Consider the following 19,248-nt stretch of genomic DNA (forward strand, 5'->3'; position numbering starts at 1 on the left):
GTTTCGGTGCGGCGTCGCCGAGAACCGTTGTCCGCGAGATGTTTTTCGTGATCACCCGGTGACGAATCCGACCGCGCGGTTCGCCAGATCGAGCAGCGGCTGCGGCACGATACCCAGGGCCAGTGTGGCGGCGCCGGTGACGATGACGACCATCGTGGTCACCGGTGCGGTGACCACGGCGGGCGGTGCCTCCGGCGGATCGGTGAAGAACATCTGCACGATGACGCGGATGTAGAAGAACACGGCGATCGCACTGGAGATCACACCGACGATCACCAGATACGCCGCGTGCCCGGAGGCGGCGGCCGAGAACACGGCGAATTTCCCGATGAAACCACTGGTCAGCGGAATGCCCGCGAACGACAGCAGAAACAGCGCGAAAACCGTTGCCAGCCATGGTGAGCGGCGGCCGAGCCCAGCCCATGCCGACAGCGCGGTGGCCTCGTCTCCCACGCGGTCGCGTACCAGCGTGACCACCGCGAACGCGCCGACGGTGCTCACGCCGTAGACGGCGAGGTAGAACAGCACCGACGACACCCCGTCGGAATTGGCCGCCACCAGCGCGGTGAGGATGAACCCGGCGTGCGCGATCGAGGAGTAGGCGAGCATGCGCTTCACATCGGTCTGGGTGACGGCGAGTATGGCGCCCAGCACCATCGTGGCCACCGCCACGGCTCCCAGGATCGGACGCCAGTCCGCACTCAGTCCCGGAACCGCGACCTGCAGGATGCGCAGCAGCGCACCCACGGCCGCGATCTTGGTAGCCGCGGCCATGAACGCGGTGATCGCCGTCGGCGCGCCCTGATACACATCGGGCACCCACGACTGGAACGGCACGGCGCCGATCTTGAACAGCAACCCGACCACCAGCATCGCCACCCCCAGCACCGCAAGGGTTTTCGAGCCGGAATCCCGGGCCACCGCGTCGGCGATGCCCGACAGCCGAACCGTGCCGGCGTAGCCGTACAGCAACGCCATCCCGTACAGGAAGAAGGCCGAGGCGAACGCCCCCAGCAGGAAGTACTTCAGTGCCGCCTCCTGCGACAGCAGCCGACGCCGCCGCGCCAGCCCGCACAGCAGATACAGCGGCAGCGACAGCACTTCGAGCGCGACGAACATCGACAGCAGATCGTTGGAGGCGGGGAACAGCAGCATGCCGCCGACCGCGAACAGGGTCAGCGGAAAGACCTCGGTGGTGGCGATACCCGCCCGCGCGGCGGCGATCTCGTCCGAACTTCCCGGCACCGCCGCGGCCTGCGGGGTGAACGCGTCGACCACGACCGCGCCGGAGGCCACCGCGGCCGCCCGGCTCCAGGTTCCGGGGCCCTCCCGGCTTTCGCGCGCCAGCCGCGGTTCGATCCCGCGTTCGGCCATCAGCGCGACCGCGAGGATCGCGACCACCAGGATGGTGCCCTGCAGCATCAGCGTCACGTTGTCGACCGCGACCGCGCCGACGGCCACCGTGGCATGGGTGCCCGCGAGCGCGATCACCGCCACCAGTGCCGCCACCAGACCGCCCAGCGCGAGCACCAGATGGAGCGGGTAGCGCCACGAACGCGGCAGAAACGCCTCGACGAGCACCCCGGCGACTGCGACACCGAAGACGACGAGCATCGGTGACAGGGCGTGATATTCGATCGAGGGAGCCGGAACCGTCGCGGCCAGGTACTGATTCACCGGTGGTTACCTCCGCTCGGAGTGGTCGCGGCCGGTACGGTCGCCGCATCCGGCGCGACCGTGGGCGCCGGATCGTGTTTGCCGATGGTGGTGAGGGTGCCGGCCACCGCCGGATTGATCCGGTCGAGAACCGGTTTCGGATACGCGCCGAGGACCAGCAGCGCCGCCAGCAACGGCACCACGACCACCAGTTCGCGTGGCAGCAGATCCGGCAAGCGCTCGTTGCCCTTGCGGACCGGTCCGGTCATCATGCGCTGGTACATCCACAGCACGTAGAGCGCCGCCAGTACCAACGCGCCCGTGGCGAACACCGCCGCCACCGGATATCTGGTGAACGTGCCGACGAGCACGAGGAATTCGCTGACGAACGGCGCCAGCCCGGGTAGTGACAGCGTCGCCAGGCCCGCGATCAGGAAGGTGCCCGCCAATATCGGCGCAACCTTCTGTACGCCGCCGAATTCGGCGATCGCCCGAGTTCCGCGGCGCGACACCAGGAATCCCGCGATGAGGAACAGCGCCGCGGTCGAGATGCCGTGATTGACCATGTACAGCGTCGCGCCCGCGCCACCCTGATTGGTCATCGCGAAGATGCCGAGGATGATGAAGCCGAAATGCGAGATCGAGGTATAGGCGATCAGGCGCATCACATCGGTCTGCCCGATGGCCAGCAGCGCGCCGTAGAGGATGCCGATCACCGCCAGCACGCTGATCATCGGCGCGTAGGTGGTCGAGGCGGCCGGGAACAGCAGCAGGCAGTAGCGCAGCATGCCGAACGTGCCGACCTTGTCGACCACCGCCATCATGAGCACCGCGCTCGCGGGCGTGGCCGACACCGCGGCGCCGGGCAGCCAGGTGTGCAGCGGCCACAGCGGCGCCTTCACCGCGAAGGCGAACATGAAGCCGAGGAACAGCGCGTTGAGCACGGCCGGCCCGGCGCCGAGCTGCCCGGAATTCGCCGCCGCCGTGACCGCCCGGAAATCGAAGGTCCCGCCCTCGCCGCCGAGATGGGCCCGCGCGGTGAGCACGTACAGCCCGATCACCGCGGCCAGCATGATCAGGCCGCCGAACAGGTTGTACAGCAGGAACTTCACCGCCGCGCGCGAACGCTGCTGCCGCAGTGCCAGTTCCACGGCCGCCGATTCACCGCCGGTGGTGCGCGGCCCGAATCCGCCGATGAGGAAGTACATCGGGATGAGCATGACCTCGAAGAACACGTAGAACAGCAGGATGTCGAGCGAGACGAACGAGATCAGCACCATCGCCTCGACGATCAGGGTCAGCGCGACGTAGATGTGCGCGACCCGCCGCCCGCTGCCCGCCTCGCGGTCGTCCTTCCATCCGGCGAGGATCAGCAGCGGCACCAGTGCGGCGGTCAACAGCAGCAGCACCAGGGCGATCCCGTCGACGCCGAGGGTGTAGCCGGCGCCGAAAGCCGGTATCCAGCGGTGTGATTCGACGAGTTGATACTGCGGGCCGCCCGGATCGAAACGTACCGCGACCACGATCGCGACGGCCAAGGTGGCCAGCGACAACACGAGTCCGGTCACCCGGGCCAGCGTGCGCCGGCCGGCCGGGACCGCCAGCACGACGACGGCGCCGGCCAGGGGCAGCACCCACAGTGTGGTCAGCCAGGGATACTCCGTCACAGCAACCTCACCGCCAGCAGGGCCGCGACCACCAGGGCCGCGCCGGTGAACATGGACAGGGCGTACGAGCGCACGAAACCCGTTTGCACGCGCCGGATTCGCGCCGACAGACCGCCGATCACCGCGGCCGTCGTGTTGACGATGCCGTCGATTCCGCGGTTGTCGAGAAAGACCAGCGAGCGGGTCAGGTGGGTGCCCGGACGCATGAACGCGGCCTCGTTGAACGCGTCGCCGTACAGATCGCGCCGAGCCGCGACGGTCAGCGGCGTGACCTCCTGCGGGGCGGTGCGCGGCACCGGCCGACGCGCGTACTGGCGGTAAGCGACCGCGACACCGATCGCCACCACGACCAGCGCCGCCACGGTGACCGCCCACGCCGGCACGGCGCTTTCGGCATGTTCGGTGCCGACCACCGGCGCCAGCCAGTTCTGCAGCGACGATCCGAACACGAACACCCCGCCGGAGAACACCGAGCCGAGTGCCAGCACGATCATCGGGCCGGTCATCACCGCGGGCGCCTCGTGCGGATGCGGCTCGGCCTCGGATTCGCCCGCAGCCCAGCGCTTTTCACCGAAGAAGGTCAACAACATCACGCGCGTCATATAGAAGGCGGTGATCCCGGCGCCGAGCAGCGCGGCGGCGCCGAGGGTGATGCCGTTCGCACCGCCGTACCCGAACGCGGCCTCGATGATCCGATCCTTGGAGAAGAACCCCGCGAACGGCGGCACCCCGATGATCGCCAGATAGCCGAGCCCGAAGGTGACGAACGTGATCGGCAGATACTTGCGCAGCCCGCCGTAGCGGCGCATATCCGTTTCGTCGTTCATCGCGTGCATGACCGATCCGGCGCCGAGGAACAATCCGGCCTTGAAGAAGCCGTGGGTGAGCAGATGCATGATCGCCACGGCATATCCGGCCGGGCCCAGTCCCGCGGCCAGCACCATATAACCGATCTGGCTCATCGTGGACGCGGCCAGCGCCTTCTTGATGTCGTCCTTCGCGCAGCCGATGACGGCGCCGAACAGCAGCGTCACCGCGCCGACCACCAGCACGCCGGCGCGAGCCGCCGGCGCGGCGTCGAAGATCGCGTTCGAGCGCGCGATCAGATACACACCGGCGGTCACCATGGTGGCGGCGTGGATGAGCGCCGACACCGGAGTCGGGCCTTCCATCGCGTCACCGAGCCAGGACTGCAGCGGCACCTGCGCGGATTTACCGCAGGCGCCCAGCAGCAACAGCAGCCCCAGAGCCGTGAGGGTGCCTTCGCTCGCATGCGGGACACCGGCGAACACGTGCCCGAAATCGACCGAGCCGAAGGTGGCGAACATCAGGAAAAGTGCGATCGCCAAGCCCATGTCGCCGACGCGGTTGACCACGAAGGCCTTCTTCGCCGCCGCGGCCGCCGACGGCTTCTCGTGCCAGAACCCGATCAGCAGGTACGAGGCCAGGCCCACGCCCTCCCAGCCGAGGTAGAGCACCAGGTAGTTGTCGGCCATGACCAGGATCAGCATCGCGGCCAGGAACAGGTTGAGGTAGGCGAAGAACCGCCGCCGCGCCGGATCGTGTGCCATGTAGCCGACCGAGTAGATGTGGATCAGCGAGCCGACGCCGGTGATCAGCAGGACGAAACACATCGTCAGCTGATCGAGTTGCAGCGAGAACTCCGCCTGCAGCCCGGCCACCGGTACCCAGCTGAAGAGGTTGTGCGACACCGCACGATCGGCGCCGGCGCGGCCGAGCATCTCGGCGAACGCCCACACCGCCACGCCGAACGAGGCCACCGCCGTCGCGCAGCCCAGCCAATGCCCCCAGCGGTCGCTCATACGTCCCGCCAGCAGCAGGATCAGCGCACCGGCGGCGGGCAGGACCGGCAGCAGCCAGAGCAGATTCCCGGTACTCACGTCAGTACTTCAGCAGGTTGGCGTCGTCGACCGAGGTCGAGCGGCGGGTGCGGAAGATGGTCATGATGATCGCCAGGCCCACGACGACCTCCGCGGCGGCGACGACCATCGTGAAGAATGCGAAGACCTGCCCGTCGAGGTTGTGGTGCTGTCGGGCGAAGGTGACGAAGGCGAGATTGACCGCGTTGAGCATCAACTCGATGCACATGAACACCACGATCGCGTTGCGCCGCACCAGCACCCCGGCCGCGCCGATGGTGAACAGCAGGGCGGACAGATACAGGTAGTTGTCCGGATTCACCGCGGAGCCTTCCTCTCGTTGTCGCCGGTCGCGTGGGCGGCGCTGCCGCCGTTGCCGTTTCGCATGCCGATCTCCGCCGCCTCGGTGTGGGCGCGGCGGCGGCGATGGCGCAGGATGGTGCTCACCGACAGTTCGGCGAACGAGCCGTCGGGCAGCCGGGCCGGCACGTCGACGGCGTTGTGGCGGGCATAGACACCGGGGGTGGGCAGGGGAGTGATGCGGTGGCCTTCGCGCAGGCGGCGCTGCGATTGTTCGCGCTGCCCGGTGCGCGGACCGAACCGTTCCCGGTGCGCGAGGATCATCGCGCCGATGGTGGCGGTGATCAGCAACGCGCCGGTGAGTTCGAAGGCCCACACGTAACGCACGAAGATCAGCTCGGCCAGCGCCGCGATCGGGTCGGCGCCGAATCCGGGCCCGGTGGCCGCCACCGAATCGTCGCGCACCCCGCGGGCGATCGCCGCGATCAGCAGCAGCCCGAATCCGGCACCCACCACGACGACGGCGATGCGGTGCCCGCGCAACGTCTCCCGCAGCGATTCGGACGAATCGACGCCGACGAGCATCAGGACGAACAGGAACAGCATCATGACCGCGCCCGTGTACACCACGATCTGCACCACGCCGAGGAACAGCGCGTCCTGGGCGATGTAGAACACCGACAGGGTGATCATGGTGGCCGCCAGGCACAATGCGGAGTGCACGGCCTTGCGAGCGCACACCATGCCGAGGGCGCCCGCCACCGCGACCACGGCCAGGACCCAGAACAGCACCGCCTCGCCGGTGGAGGTACGCGTAACCGCTTCGGCGGCAAGCACATCGACTCCCGGGCTCACTGCGCACCTCCTTGGGTGCCGGTGGCGGCCGGTTGCCGTCCCACCGCATCGGCGGCCGAGTCCGCGGAGTTCGGACTCACGAGATCGGAACCGGAACCGGATCGGCGCGGCACCGCGATACCGGTGGAGCCCAGGCCCGTGTCGCGGTCGGTGCCGGGGGCTGCGGGAACGGCGCCGAGGTAGTAGTCCTCCTCGGTGGCGCCCGGGTAGGCGGCGTGCGGCGGCGCGATCATTCCGTCGCCCAGCGGGGCGAGCAGCCGGTCCTTCTCGTAGATCAGATCGGCGCGATTGTCGTCGGCCAGCTCGTATTCGTTGGTCATCGTCAACGCCCGGGTCGGGCATGCCTCGATGCACAGACCGCAGCCGATGCAGCGCAGATAGTTGATCTGGTACACGCGGCCGTAGCGTTCGCCGGGGGAGTAGCGCTCGCTGTCGGTGTTGTCGGCGCCCTCGACATAGATCGCGTCGGCGGGGCAGGCCCAGGCGCACAGTTCGCAGCCGATGCACTTCTCCAGGCCGTCGGGATGCCGGTTGAGCTGGTGGCGGCCGTGATAGCGCGGGGCGGTGGGGACCTTCTCCTCGGGATAGAACTCGGTGTTCTTCTTCTTGAACATCGTGACGAAGGTGACCCAGAATCCGCCGATCGGTTCCAGCAGACCGGCTTTGGTCTCAGGCGGGGCCGTATCGGGCATCGGCGGCACCGGGAAGTCCGAGAACTGTTGTGTCCCGGCTGTTTCCGGGGCCGGATTGTCCCCGGCACGCCCGGCGCGCAGCATCATCGCCAGCAGGCCGACCGAGATGATCACCCCGGCGGTCACCAAGCCCGCGGTCTGCACGTCGTGGCCGTTGTCCTGCACCACCTTCAGCGTCGCCACGATCATCACCCACAGCAGCGACACCGGAATGAGCAGCTTCCAGCCGAGATTCATGAACTGGTCGTAGCGCAGCCGCGGCAGCGTCCCGCGCAACCAGATGAAGACGAACAGGAATGTCCAGACCTTCAGCGTGAACCACAGCAGCGGCCACCAGCCCGAATTCGCGCCGTCCCACAGGTTCAGCGGGAACGGTGCGTGCCAGCCGCCGAAGAATAGGGTGGTGGCCAGCGCCGAGACGGTGCCCATGTTGATGTATTCCGCCATCATGAACATCGCGAATTTCAGCGACGAGTATTCGGTGTGGAATCCGCCGACGAGTTCACCCTCGGCCTCGGGCAGATCGAAGGGGGCGCGGTTGGTTTCGCCGACCATCGCCACCGCGTAGACGACGAACGACGGCAGCAGCAGCCACACGTTCCAGGTGCCCCACTGCCGGTCCACGATGCCGGAAGTGGACATGGTTCCGGCCAGCAGGAACACCGCCGCGAAACAGGCCGCCATCGCGATCTCGTAGGAGATCACCTGCGCGGTCGAGCGCAGACCGCCCAGCAGCGGATACGTCGATCCCGACGACCACCCCGCCAGCACGATGCCGTAGACCCCAATCGAGGTCATCGCGAGGATGTAGAGCACTCCCACCGGCATATCGGTCAACTGCAGTGGTGTGCGGGTGCCGAAGATCGACACCTCCGGTCCGAGCGGTATCACCGCGAACGCCATCACCGCCGGAATCAGCGCGACGATCGGTGCCAGAATGTAGATCGGCTTGTCGACCATCGCCGGGATGATGTCCTCCTTGAGGAGCATCTTGACCCCGTCGGCGATGGATTGCAGCGAACCGCGCGGACCGACCCGGTTGGGGCCGACCCGCATCTGCATCCAGGCCACCACCTTGCGTTCGATCACCACCGCGAGCAGCGGGATGAGCAGCAGGAAGACGAAGATGCCGATGGATTTCACCACGACCAGCCACCACGGGTCGTGGCCGAAGGCGGACAGATCGGCCGGGGCGGCGACCAGCACGGCCGGCGACATCTCACTCATGGGGTTCCTCCCGTTGGATGCGCACGCGGTGACCGAGGTCGGTGGTGAGCCGGTCGTTGACCGTCGAGTCCGCCGAATTCCACGGCAGCCAGGCGACACGATCGGGCATCTCGGTGATGTCGAGCGGCAGCACGATGCGGCCGTGTCCGGTGCTGATCCGCACCGAATCGCCGGTGGCCGCGCCGATTTCGGCCGCGGTGGCCGGCGACAGCCGCAGGACCGGCCGGCGGGCGGTGCCGGCGAGATTCGGTTCGCCGTCCTGCATGCGACCGTTGTCGAGCAGCATGCGCCAACCGGCGAGGACGGCGGTGCCGGTTTCGGTCTCCGGAAGCGCGGCCGACGGATATGCCGGCTGCTGCGGCCGGGGCCCGTCCCAGACGCCCAGCGCGTCCAGTTCCGCGCGGGCCGCATCGACCGTCGGCAGGCCCAGTCGCACACCCATCTCGTCGGCCAGCGAATGCAGCACGCGATGATCGGCCAGCGGCGCCGCCTGCCGCCGGACGGTCGCATCGCCGAGGGCGGCGCCGAACGGCCGCGGCCTGCCCTCCCAGGTGAGGTAGGTCCCCGCCTTCTCCATTGCCGAGGCGACGGGGAACACCACATCGGCGCGCTCGGTGACCTCGCTGTGCCGCAATTCCAGACTGACCACGAAGGCGGCGGCCTCGACGGCAGCGCGGGCGGCGCGGGGATCGGGCAGATCGGCGATCTCCACACCACCGACCAGCAGCGCGCCCGGCTGGCGGCCGGCGTCGAGAATCGCGGCGGTATCGCGTCCCGGGGCGGTCGGCAGTTCATCGACCTGCCAGACCCGCTGAACCTGTTGGCGGGCACGGGCATTGGCGATCGGACGTCCGCCCGGCAGCAGATCGGGCAGCGCACCCGCCTCGAGCGCGCCACGTTCGCCGGCGCGGCGCGGCACCCAGGCCAGTGCGGCGCCGGTGGTCTCGGCCAGCGAGGCCACCGCCGAGAGCGCGCCGGGCAGCGCGGCCAGGCGCTCACCGGCCAGGATCACCGCACCGCGACGGCGCAGCGCGCGAGCGAGTTCGTCCAGTCCCGGCGGATCGGGCGGACATTCGTATCCGGCGCCCGCGACCGCCAACGCCTGCAGCAGCCGCGCTTCGTCGCCGGGCACGGTGGGGATCAACCGGCCCGATATCCGGTTCAGGCCGCGGCTCGCATAGGCGGCCAGCGAAAAGATCGCGGTCGCGGATGTGCGAGCGGCCTTACGCAGCCGCAGATGCAGGATCGGGCATTCCTCTTCGGGTTCGAGGCCGGCGAGCAGGACGACCGGCGCCGAATCCAGCGCGCCGTAGTCCACCCGCACCCCCTGTCCGGCGATGGCCGCTGCCAGGAATGCGGCCTCCTCCGCGGAATGGGCGCGGGCGCGGAAGTCGATGTCGTTGGTACCCAGCGCGATGCGCGCGAATTTGGCGTACGCGTAGGCGTCCTCGACGGTGGCGCGGCCGCCCACCAGCACTCCGGCGTGCCCGCGGGCGGCGGCCAGGCCCGCACCGGCTCGCGCCAGCGCCTCCGACCACGAGGCGGGAACGAGTGCGCCGCTGTCGTCGCGGATCAGCGGAGTGGTGATCCGGTCGGGTTCGGTCGCGTAGGTGAAGGCCCAGCGCCCCTTGTCGCAATTCCATTCCTCGTTGACCTGCGGATCGTCACCGGCCAAGCGGCGCAGCACTTTTCCGCGGCGGTGGTCGGTACGCTGGGCGCATCCGGCAGCGCAGTGTTCGCACACCGCCGGGCTCGACACCAGGTCGAAGGGACGCGCGCGGAAGCGGTAGGTGGTGCCGGTGAGGGCGCCGACCGGGCAGATCTGGACGGTGTTGCCGGAGAAGTAGGAGTCCATCGGCTCCCCGGCGGCGATACCGACTTGCTGCAGCGCACCACGGTCCATCAGTTCGATGAACGGATCACCGGCGATCTGCTGCGAGAACCGGGTGCAGCGCGCGCACAGGACACACCGCTCCCGATCCAGCAGCACCGCGGGCGAGAGCGGAATCGGTTTGGGATAGGTGCGTTTCACGCCCTCGAAGCGCGATTCGGGCCGCCCGCTGGATATCGCCTGGTTCTGCAGCGGGCATTCCCCGCCCTTGTCGCACACCGGGCAATCCAGCGGATGGTTGATCAGCAGCAGTTCCATGACGCCGGTTTGGGCCTTCTGCGCGGCCGGCGAACTGATCTGGGTGTGGGCGATCATGCCGTCGGTGACGGCCATCGTGCAGGAGGCGACCGGTTTGCGTTGCCCCTCCACCTCGACCAGGCACTGCCGGCAGGCTCCGACCGGATCGAGCAGCGGATGGTCGCAGAACCGGGGGATCTGGATTCCGACGAGTTCGGCGGCCCGTATCAGCAACGTTCCGGCGGGCACGGCGATCGTCGTGCCGTCGATGGTGACGGTGACCAGATCTTGGGGGATGACGCCACTGCTGTCGTGGCTGACTGTCGCGGTCATCGCACTCCTTCGGCAGGCGTCGCTGCGGTGCCGGCCGTGGCGGCGGCCCAGGCGGTCGAGCGAGCGGGATCGAACGGGCACCGGCCCAGCCGGATGTGTTCGGTGTATTCGTCGCGAAAGTATTCGAGGGAGGACACGATCGGGCTCGCCGCACCGTCGCCGAGGGCGCAGAACGATTTGCCGTTGATGTTGTCGGCGATATCGAGCAGGGTGTCCAGATCGGCCTCGGTTCCGCCGCCGGACTCCAGTCGCTGCAGCAGTTGCACCAGCCAGTAGGTACCTTCCCGGCAGGGTGTGCATTTTCCGCAGGATTCGTGGGCGTAGAACTCGGTCCAGCGCAGCACCGCGCGCACCACGCAGGTGGTGTCGTCGAAGATCTGTAATGCCTTGGTGCCCAGCATGGATCCGGCCGCGCCCACGCTCTCGTAGTCGAGGGGCACATCGAGGTGTTCGGCGGTGAACAGGGGAGTGGAGGAGCCGCCGGGGGTCCAGAACTTCAGGGTGTGCCCGGCGCGCACACCGCCGGCGTGTCCGAGAAGTTCGCGCAGCGTCACGCCGAGGGGCGCCTCGTACTGGCCCGGCCGGGTGACGTGTCCGGACAGCGAGTACAGGGTGAAGCCGGGCGATTTCTCCGAACCCATCGAACGAAACCACTCGACGCCGTTGGTCATGATGGCCGGCACGCTCGCGATCGATTCCACGTTGTTGACCACGGTCGGGCACGCGTACAGGCCGGCGACGGCGGGGAAGGGCGGTCGCAGGCGAGGCTGGCCGCGGCGGCCCTCGAGCGAGTCCAGCAGGGCGGTTTCCTCACCGCAGATGTAGGCGCCGGCCCCGGCGTGCACGATCAGGTCGAGATCGAAGCCGGAGCCGAGGATGTCGCGTCCCAGATAGCCTGCGGCATAAGCCTCTTCGACCGCGGTCTGGAGCCGGCGCAGCACCGGCACCACTTCGCCGCGCAGATAGATGAACGCGTGCGCGGCGCGGATGGCATAGGCGGCGATGATGGCGCCCTCGACCAGCACATGCGGGGTCGCCAGCATCAACGGGATGTCCTTGCAGGTGCCGGGTTCGGATTCGTCGGCGTTGACGACCAGGTAGTGCGGCTTACCCGCCGCCGGCGATCCTTCGGGATCCTGCGGGATGAAACCCCATTTCATGCCGGTGGGAAATCCGGCGCCGCCGCGGCCGCGCAGGCCGGCGTCCTTCACCGTGGCGATGACCTCGTCGGGATGCATGCCCAGCGCACGGGACAGGCCTCGATAACCGTCGTGTGCCCGGTAGGTGTCGAGGGTCCACGACCGCGGCTGATCCCAGTAGCGGGTGAGTACGGGCGCCAGCGTCATCACCGTTCCCCCCGTCCGGTGTCCGAATCACGCTGCGGCGCAGCAGGTGTCGATGGCTCGGCCGCCACGCGCAGGCCGGCGAGCGTGGGTTCCCCGGGGGCGCCGTCGTTGGCGTCGGGCCGCCGGTCCGGGAATCCGGCGAGAATGCGGGCGGTGTCGCGGAAGCTGCACAGGGGCGCGCCGCTGCGCGTGCCGGTGACCGCGCGTCCGGATCGCAGCGCGTCGGCGAGCGCGCGGGCCGACTCCGGGGTCTGGTTGTCGAAGAATTCCCAGTTAACCATGACCACCGGGGCGTAATCGCAGGCGGCGTTGCACTCGAGATGTTCGAGCGTGATCGCCCCGTCCGCGGTCGTTTCGCCGGCGGCGATCTCCAGATACCGGGTGAGTGCGGCCAGGATCTCGTCGCCGCCCATGACCGCGCACAGCGTATTGGTGCAGACTCCGACGTGATAGTCGCCGGTCGGCGTGCGGCGATACATCGAGTAGAAGGTGGCGACCGCGGTCACCTCGGCGTCGGTGAGCCCGAGTTGTTCGGCACAGAACGCGATCCCGGTGCCGCTGACATAGCCTTCGACGCTCTGCACCAGATGCAGCAACGGCAGCAGCGCCGAGCGTGACTGCGGATAGCGGTCGATGATCTCGCGGGCCTCCGCTCGCAGGTTCTCCTGCACCTGCGGCGGATAGGGGACGGGGCGCTGCGACAACTGCAGCAGGATCGGGTCGCGACCGTTCGCGGTCGCGGGAATCGGTTCGGCTGTCATCGGTCGACACCACCCATCACCGGGTCGATGCTGGCCACGGAGGCGATCACGTCGGCGACCATGCCGCCTTCGCACATCGCCGCCACGGCCTGCAGATTCGTGAACGAGGGATCGCGGAAATGCACACGGTAGGGCCGGGTTCCGCCGTCGGAGACCATGTGGACACCCAGTTCGCCGCGCGGGGACTCCACCGAGGCGTACACCTGGCCGGGCGGCACCCGCATGCCCTCGGTGACGAGTTTGAAGTGGTGGATCAGCGCCTCCATCGAGGTGCCCATGATGGTGCCGATATGTTCGGCGGAATTGCCCAGTCCGTCGGGCCCGAGTGTCAGATCCGCCGGCCACGCGATCTTCTTGTCCGACACCATGACCGGGCCGGGACGGAGTTTGTCGAGGCACTGCTCGACGATCTTCAGCGACTCCTTCATCTCCTTGATGCGGATGAGGTAGCGGCCGTAGCAATCGCATCCGGTATCGGTCATGACGTCGAACTCGTAGTCCTCGTAGCCGCAGTACGGCTGCGACTTACGCAGATCGTGCGGCAGGCCGGTGGAACGCAGGACCGGTCCGGTCACTCCCAGCGCCATACACGAGGCGAGGTCGAGATAGCCGATGCCGCGGGTGCGGGCCTTGAAGATCGGGTTCTCGTTGAGCAGCAACTCCATATCGCGCAGCCGTTTCGGCATGAGCGCCAGCAGATCTCGGATCTTGCCCACCGCGTCGGACGGCAGATCCTGCGCCAGCCCGCCGGGGCGGATGTAGGCGTGGTTCATCCGCAGTCCGGTAACGTTTTCGAAGATGTCGAGGATCAGTTCGCGTTCGCGGAAGCCGAACAGCATCGGTGTCAGCGCGCCGAGTTCCATACCGCCGGTGGCCAGCGCCACCAGATGGGAGGAGATGCGGTTGAGCTCCATCAGCATGACGCGAACGATGTTCACTCGTTCGGGAATATCGCCGGTGATGCCGAGCAGCTTCTCCACCGCCAGGCAGTAGGCGGTCTCGTTGAACAGCGGGGACAGATAGTCCATCCGGGTCACGAACGTGACGCCCTGCACCCAGTTGCGGAATTCGAGATTCTTCTCGATACCGGTGTGCAGGTAGCCGATTCCGCAGCGCGCCTCGGTGACCGTCTCGCCCTCGATCTCGAGGATCAGCCGCAGCACGCCGTGCGTGGAGGGATGCTGCGGTCCCATATTGACGACGATCCGCTCCTCCGCGGCGCCGTCGAGCGCCTCGCGCACATCGTCCCAGTCCTGTCCGACGACCGTGACCGCCGGGCTTTCGGCCACCGGATCCGTTGCGGCGCCGGTGATGTCGGTGTGATTCATCAGCTGTAGGTCCTCCGCTGGTCCGGCGGCGGAATACGCGCGCCCTTGTATTCGACCGGGATCCCGCCGAGCGGGTAGTCCTTGCGCTGCGGATGTCCACGCCAGTCGTCGGGCATCATGATCCGCGTCAGCGACGGGTGACCGTCGAAGACGATGCCGAAGAAGTCGTAGGTTTCGCGCTCGTGCCAGTCGCTGGTCGGATACACCGAGAACAGCGAGGGCATATGCGGATCCGCATCCGGTACCGACACCTCGATCCGCACCCGCCGGTTGTGTGTGATCGACAGCAGGTGATAGGCGGCGTGCAGTTCGCGGCCCGTGTCGTCGGGGTAGTGCACGCCGTTCACGCCGAGGCACAGTTCGAAGCGCAACGCCGCGTCGTCGCGCAGCGCACGCGCCAGCTCGACGACCCGCTCGCGTCGCACATGCAGGGTCAGTTCTCCGGCGAAGACCACGATCTTCTCGATCGCGGCGCGAAACACCTCGTCTCCCACCGACTCCGCCAGCGCGGCGACCACCTCGTCGAAATAGGAGCCGTAGGGCGCGGGGGTGCTCCCGGGCAGCGTGACGGTCCGCACCAGCCGCCCGTATCCGGAGGTGTCGCCGGTGCCCCGGACGCCGAACATGCCGCGGCGCACCCCGATGACCTCGTCGTCGGGCCGGTCGGGGGAGGGGCCGCGCGATTCGGGTTCGATCGCCGGTTCGCCGGCCGGGCCGGGTGCGCTCGTACCGGAGGAGGATTCGATATCCGCGGGGCTGTCGGGCGGATCGCCGGCGCTGCGCGGTGCGTCCAGACTCATCGCAGCAGCCCCTCCATCCGGATCGTGGGTGTGGAGGCGAGTGCGGCGGCCTCGGCAGCGCGCACGGCCTCGGCGCGGTCGACACCCAGCGGCATCTCCTGGATCTTCTCGTGCAGTTTCAAGATCGCGTGCAACAGCATCTCCGGGCGCGGCGGACAGCCGGGCAGGTAGATGTCCACGGGCACGACATGGTCGACGCCCTGCACGATGGCGTAGTTGTTGAACATGCCGCCGGAGGAGGCGCACACCCCCATCGCCAGCACCCATTTGGGTTCGGTCATCTGGTCGTAGACCTGCCGCAGCACGGGCGCCATCTTCTGGCTGACGCGGCCGGCGACGATCATCAGATCCGCCTGGCGGGGGGAGGCGCGGAAGACCTCCATCCCGAAGCGGGCGCTGTCGAAGCGACCGGCCCCCGTGGCCATCATCTCGATCGCGCAGCAGGCCAGCCCGAACGTCGCGGGCCACAGCGAGCCCTTACGCATGTATCCGGCGAACTGTTCGACCGTGCTCAGCAGGAAGCCGCTGGGCAATTTCTCCTCGAGCCCCATCTCGGATCTACTCTCACTTCCGTGTGCGAATCCTCGGTCCCGGCGGACGCCGGGACGACGGGTTGGGTATGCGGTGCCGACGGGCCGATCGGCCCGCCCGCGTTCAGTCCCAGCTCAGGCCGCCGCGCCTCCACTCGTAGGCGTAGGCCACCGAGACGTTGAAGATGAACAGCGCCATGGCCGCCAACCCGAAGACGCCGAGGGCATCGAAGTGCACCGCCCACGGATAGAGGAATACGATCTCGATGTCGAAGATGATGAACAGCATCGCGGTGAGGTAGTACTTCACCGGAAAACGTTGTCCCGCAGCATTTCCCGGCCCGCCGGCGATGGCGTGCGGGGTGGGTTCGATACCGCATTCGTAGGCTTCGAGTTTGGCGCGGTTGTAGCGTTTGGGCCCGATCACGGCCGCCAGCAACACCGATCCCAGCGCGAACGCGGCAGCGATCGCACCGAGTACAAGAGTCGGCACCTGGGTATTCACAACGACACAACCCCTCTCCCTCGCCGGCAACTGCCGAGGCGGGGCTGACGTCGTCGTCTGCCGGGCCAGTCTCACCCCGAAGCGCAGCTCGAGCGCGAGCGCGGAACGACAGGGCAGGCAGGGCGCCATTCATATCAACAGCCACGCTCGTGTGAGCTACAGCACAGCCTACAACCGCTCTTTCTGAATACTCGCGGTTCCGCCCCGGTGTTTGATCGAATTCGGAACTGTCACTTATGACCGAAACAGCGCAATGGCCTCCCGCGGCCGGGCGCGCCGCGCCTGCCCGGGCACACGAAAACGGCCGGCCGACGAGATGTCGGCCGACCGTGAAAAGCGCTGATCAGGCGGCGGGGCGAGCGTTCAGGGCGGTGGTGACCGCCGAGGTGAGCTGGAACGGATCCAGCGGATGGGCGGCCGCGGCCTCGGCCCGGGACCAGGCGGCGAGCCAGGCATCGTCGGCCCTGCCGGTCAGCACCACGATGGGCGGGCAGTCGGCGATTTCGTCCTTGAGCTGCTTGGCCAGCCCCATCCCACCGGTGGGCGTGGCCTCACCGTCGAGAATGGCCAGGTCGATCGCGCCGGCGTCGAGCTGCTCGATCACCACCGGCGCGGTGGCGGTCTCGCGGTAGTCGAACGGCGGCAGGTCGGGATGCGGATGTTTACCCAGCGCCAGCATCACCTGGCGGCGGGTGTCGGCATCGCTGCTGTAGACGAGAACCCGCAGCGCGGGACGGTTCGCATCGGCCACCTTCTGGATGCTACGTCCATCCGGGCAGGTGCGGTGGCGGCTTCGGCGGCAACGGTCCCCGCGCCGGGCGTGGCGCCCGCCTGGCGGCTTCACCGCGAGGTTGATCGTGCCGATCGGAATCGTTGCTGGTCACCGCGGAGAAAACGCGCGATCCTTATAGGCGGCGGCAGTTCGTCGGCAGAACTGCCCCGGCAGGGCGAAACGACGACAGCTCGACAGGGCGGTGGACGATGCGAATTTCGGAGGTTTTGCGCAACAAAGGGGCCGATGTGGTGACGATCGCGCCGGAGGCGACGGTCGGCCGATTGCTGGCGGTGCTGGCCGAACACAACGTCGGCGCGGCGGTGGTGTGTGGTGCGGGCGGCGCACTGGACGGGATCGTGTCGGAGCGGGATGTGGTCCGCTGCCTGCACAGACAGGGCGCACAGCTGCTGACCCGGCCGGTGTCCGACATCATGACCGCGATCGTGCACACCTGTTCGCCGGAAGATCGGGTGGAGAGTTTGCGCGCGACGATGACCGAACATCGGATCCGGCATCTGCCGGTCGTCGATCACGGGCGAATGGTCGGAATCGTGAGTATCGGCGATGTGGTCAAGAGCGCGATCTCGGAATTGCAGGACGAGCGCGAACACCTCGAGCACTATCTGCAGGGCTGAACCTCCGGGACGAGCCGTGACAGGACCGTGCCCGGGTCCGGCGGGACCCGGGCACGAGCGGTGCCGGTGAATCATGCCGATTCGGCTGTCGTGCCGAAACCACCATTGCCGCACGGTGATTGGATATTCACCGGTTCGTAACCGTGAAAGTGGTAGGTACGCGGCTTTTTCGGAGCAGAATTCCCTCGGGCGGTTCGTTCGGAACCACGAGGTCGCCGATGCCGGAATCGGGTGTATCGGGTGGGGTTCGAGACGTGCGCTGTCCCTCGGAACTCACTGCCCGGCGTCCGCGCTGTGGAGCGTTCCGAACGGCCGCCGACCACGTCGCATTCCGAGTTCTGGATCCAGCCGATTCGATCGGCGACCGATCGCGTATTAGGGTGCGTGGCACGCGCGCCGGATCGTTGGTCGGCGGCGCCGGAAACGCCGCTCGATCCGAAGGACATTCATGCGCCGCATCGCATTCGCCGCGTCCCTGCTCGCCGTCGCCTGCACCGTCGGAGCCTGCGGCGGATCCTCCGACGACCACGCGGCGAGCACGACCACGACATCGGCTGCGGCGCAATCGAGTTCGGTTGCCGCGGCGGGCGCTCAGGACTGTGGCGCGCAGCCCTGGCCCCGCCCGCTACCCGACTTCCGCGGGAAGCCACTGGGACAGACCGTCGTCGGTGCGGCGCTGTGCTTCGACATCACCGGCATCACCACCGCGGACGGCCGCGACGTGATGCACGATCCGGGCGCCGCGACGACGCCCTGGACGGTCACCGCCCAGCAGCCGGCGGCGGGGACGCCGGTCGCCGCGGACACTGCGGTCACGCTGACGGTCGACGTCCCGCACTGATCGCTACTTGCCGGCGGCGCGGGCCAGGTGCTCCGGGTAGCGCGCCCCCGCGAAGGCCTCGGCCGGGGCGGCGGCCTCGATCCGCGCCAGATCCTCGGCGCTGAGCTCGATCTCGGTGGCCGCCACATTCTGCTCGAGGTACGTGCGGCGCTTCGTGCCCGGGATCGGGACCACGTCGTCACCGCGCGACTGGACCCAGGCCAGCGCCAACTGCCCTGCGGTCACGCCCTTTTCCTCCGCCATCGCGCGCAGCTCGGCGACGACGGCGAGGTTGCGGTCGATGTTGTCCTCGGCGAAACGGGGCAGCGCGCGGCGCAGGTCGTCGGCGGGCAGATCGGCGGTCGAGGTGATCGAGCCGGTGAGGAAGCCGCGGCCGAGCGGGGAGAACGGCACGATCCCGATGCCGAGTTCACGGCAGGTCGGCAGGACTTCCTCTTCGATACCGCGCGTCCACAGCGACCATTCGCTCTGCAGCGCGGTCACCGGATGCACGGCGTGCGCGCGCCGGATGGTCTCGGGCGAGGCCTCGGAGATGCCGAGATAGCGGACCTTACCCGCGGTGACCAGCTCCGACAGCGCGCCCCAGGTCTCCTCGACCGGAACGTTCGGGTCGACGCGGTGCTGGTAGTACAGGTCGATGTGGTCGACGCCGAGCCGCTTCAGCGATTCGTCGCAGGACTGCGCGACGTAGGCCGCGTCGCCCCGGGCGCCCATACTGCCGTCCTCGCCCCACACGATGCCGAATTTGGTCGCGAGGATCACCTGGTCGCGCCGATCGGCGATGGCCCGGCCCACCAGCTCCTCGTTGTCGCCGGCGCCGTAGACGTTCGCGGTGTCGAGCAGGGTTACCCCGAGCTCGAGCGCGCGGTGGATGGTGGCGATCGACTCCGCGTCGTTGTCGCGCACACCGTAGGCCTGGCTCATTCCCATGCAGCCGAGTCCCTGTGCGCCGACGGTCAATTCGCCGAGTTTCCTGGTCGCGATCATGC

General features: G+C 68.2%; 17 protein-coding genes. 2 read left to right on the forward strand and 15 right to left on the reverse strand.

What is annotated here, in order from left to right:
* Positions 1–51: 51 nt before the first annotated feature.
* The 14 genes from nuoN to RJ03_RS11970 form a co-directional block, all read right to left on the reverse strand.
* Positions 52–1,677: an NADH-quinone oxidoreductase subunit NuoN gene (gene nuoN / locus RJ03_RS11905; RefSeq protein ID WP_036501252.1), complete on the reverse strand. Its 1,626-nt coding sequence runs from the start codon at positions 1,675–1,677 to the stop codon at positions 52–54.
* Positions 1,674–3,323 carry an NADH-quinone oxidoreductase subunit M gene (locus RJ03_RS11910; RefSeq protein ID WP_036501253.1) on the reverse strand — a complete coding sequence of 550 codons (1,650 nt, stop codon included), beginning with the start codon at positions 3,321–3,323 and terminating at the stop codon, positions 1,674–1,676. The genes nuoN and RJ03_RS11910 overlap by 4 nt, the downstream gene beginning before the upstream one ends.
* Positions 3,320–5,224: an NADH-quinone oxidoreductase subunit L gene (nuoL, locus tag RJ03_RS11915; RefSeq protein ID WP_036501254.1), complete on the reverse strand. Its 1,905-nt coding sequence runs from the start codon at positions 5,222–5,224 to the stop codon at positions 3,320–3,322. The genes RJ03_RS11910 and nuoL overlap by 4 nt, the downstream gene beginning before the upstream one ends.
* 1 nt (position 5,225) lies before the next feature.
* Positions 5,226–5,525, reverse strand: a complete 300-nt coding sequence (nuoK, locus tag RJ03_RS11920; RefSeq protein ID WP_025350204.1) for an NADH-quinone oxidoreductase subunit NuoK — start codon at positions 5,523–5,525, stop codon at positions 5,226–5,228.
* On the reverse strand, positions 5,522–6,358 hold the full coding sequence (locus tag RJ03_RS11925) for an NADH-quinone oxidoreductase subunit J (RefSeq protein ID WP_051024595.1): 837 nt from the start codon (positions 6,356–6,358) through the stop codon (positions 5,522–5,524). The genes nuoK and RJ03_RS11925 overlap by 4 nt, the downstream gene beginning before the upstream one ends.
* Positions 6,355–8,268: an NADH-quinone oxidoreductase subunit NuoH gene (gene nuoH / locus RJ03_RS39035; RefSeq protein WP_083870764.1), complete on the reverse strand. Its 1,914-nt coding sequence runs from the start codon at positions 8,266–8,268 to the stop codon at positions 6,355–6,357. The genes RJ03_RS11925 and nuoH overlap by 4 nt, the downstream gene beginning before the upstream one ends.
* A 1-nt stretch (position 8,269) precedes the next feature.
* Positions 8,270–10,738, reverse strand: a complete 2,469-nt coding sequence (locus tag RJ03_RS11935; RefSeq protein ID WP_051024610.1) for an NADH-quinone oxidoreductase subunit G — start codon at positions 10,736–10,738, stop codon at positions 8,270–8,272.
* Positions 10,735–12,084, reverse strand: a complete 1,350-nt coding sequence (gene nuoF, locus RJ03_RS11940) for an NADH-quinone oxidoreductase subunit NuoF (RefSeq protein WP_036501255.1) — start codon at positions 12,082–12,084, stop codon at positions 10,735–10,737. Before nuoF ends, RJ03_RS11935 begins: the two co-directional genes overlap by 4 nt.
* The gene (gene nuoE, locus RJ03_RS11945; RefSeq protein WP_036501256.1) at positions 12,084–12,845 is read right to left on the reverse strand and encodes an NADH-quinone oxidoreductase subunit NuoE; all 762 of its coding nucleotides are present in this window, start codon (positions 12,843–12,845) and stop codon (positions 12,084–12,086) included. The genes nuoF and nuoE overlap by 1 nt, the downstream gene beginning before the upstream one ends.
* The gene (gene nuoD / locus RJ03_RS11950) at positions 12,842–14,173 is read right to left on the reverse strand and encodes an NADH dehydrogenase (quinone) subunit D (protein ID WP_051024596.1); all 1,332 of its coding nucleotides are present in this window, start codon (positions 14,171–14,173) and stop codon (positions 12,842–12,844) included. The genes nuoE and nuoD overlap by 4 nt, the downstream gene beginning before the upstream one ends.
* On the reverse strand, positions 14,173–14,799 hold the full coding sequence (locus RJ03_RS11955) for an NADH-quinone oxidoreductase subunit C (protein WP_051024611.1): 627 nt from the start codon (positions 14,797–14,799) through the stop codon (positions 14,173–14,175). Before RJ03_RS11955 ends, nuoD begins: the two co-directional genes overlap by 1 nt.
* 170 nt (positions 14,800–14,969) lie before the next feature.
* Positions 14,970–15,524, reverse strand: coding sequence for a NuoB/complex I 20 kDa subunit family protein (locus RJ03_RS11960; RefSeq protein ID WP_036501257.1), 555 nt, complete (start codon positions 15,522–15,524; stop codon positions 14,970–14,972).
* Between the two features lie 103 nt (positions 15,525–15,627).
* A complete protein-coding gene (locus tag RJ03_RS11965; protein ID WP_036501258.1) occupies positions 15,628–16,008 on the reverse strand; it encodes an NADH-quinone oxidoreductase subunit A in 381 nt (126 codons plus the stop codon).
* Between the two features lie 343 nt (positions 16,009–16,351).
* Positions 16,352–16,759, reverse strand: a complete 408-nt coding sequence (locus RJ03_RS11970) for an Rv3143 family two-component system response regulator (RefSeq protein ID WP_036501259.1) — start codon at positions 16,757–16,759, stop codon at positions 16,352–16,354.
* A 230-nt stretch (positions 16,760–16,989) separates the two neighbouring features.
* Here RJ03_RS11970 and RJ03_RS11975 point away from each other — a divergent pair, with 230 nt between their 5' ends.
* Both RJ03_RS11975 and RJ03_RS11980 read left to right on the forward strand, forming a co-directional pair.
* On the forward strand, positions 16,990–17,418 hold the full coding sequence (locus tag RJ03_RS11975; protein ID WP_036501260.1) for a CBS domain-containing protein: 429 nt from the start codon (positions 16,990–16,992) through the stop codon (positions 17,416–17,418).
* A gap of 448 nt (positions 17,419–17,866) precedes the next feature.
* The gene (locus RJ03_RS11980) at positions 17,867–18,259 is read left to right on the forward strand and encodes a PASTA domain-containing protein (RefSeq protein ID WP_036501261.1); all 393 of its coding nucleotides are present in this window, start codon (positions 17,867–17,869) and stop codon (positions 18,257–18,259) included.
* Between the two features lie 3 nt (positions 18,260–18,262).
* Here RJ03_RS11980 and RJ03_RS11985 read toward each other — a convergent pair whose 3' ends face one another.
* On the reverse strand, positions 18,263–19,246 hold the full coding sequence (locus RJ03_RS11985) for an aldo/keto reductase (RefSeq protein WP_036501262.1): 984 nt from the start codon (positions 19,244–19,246) through the stop codon (positions 18,263–18,265).
* Positions 19,247–19,248: the final 2 nt, after the last annotated feature.

The sequence above is a fragment of the Nocardia aobensis NBRC 100429 genome (assembly GCF_000308375.1).
Taxonomy (GTDB): domain Bacteria; phylum Actinomycetota; class Actinomycetes; order Mycobacteriales; family Mycobacteriaceae; genus Nocardia; species Nocardia aobensis.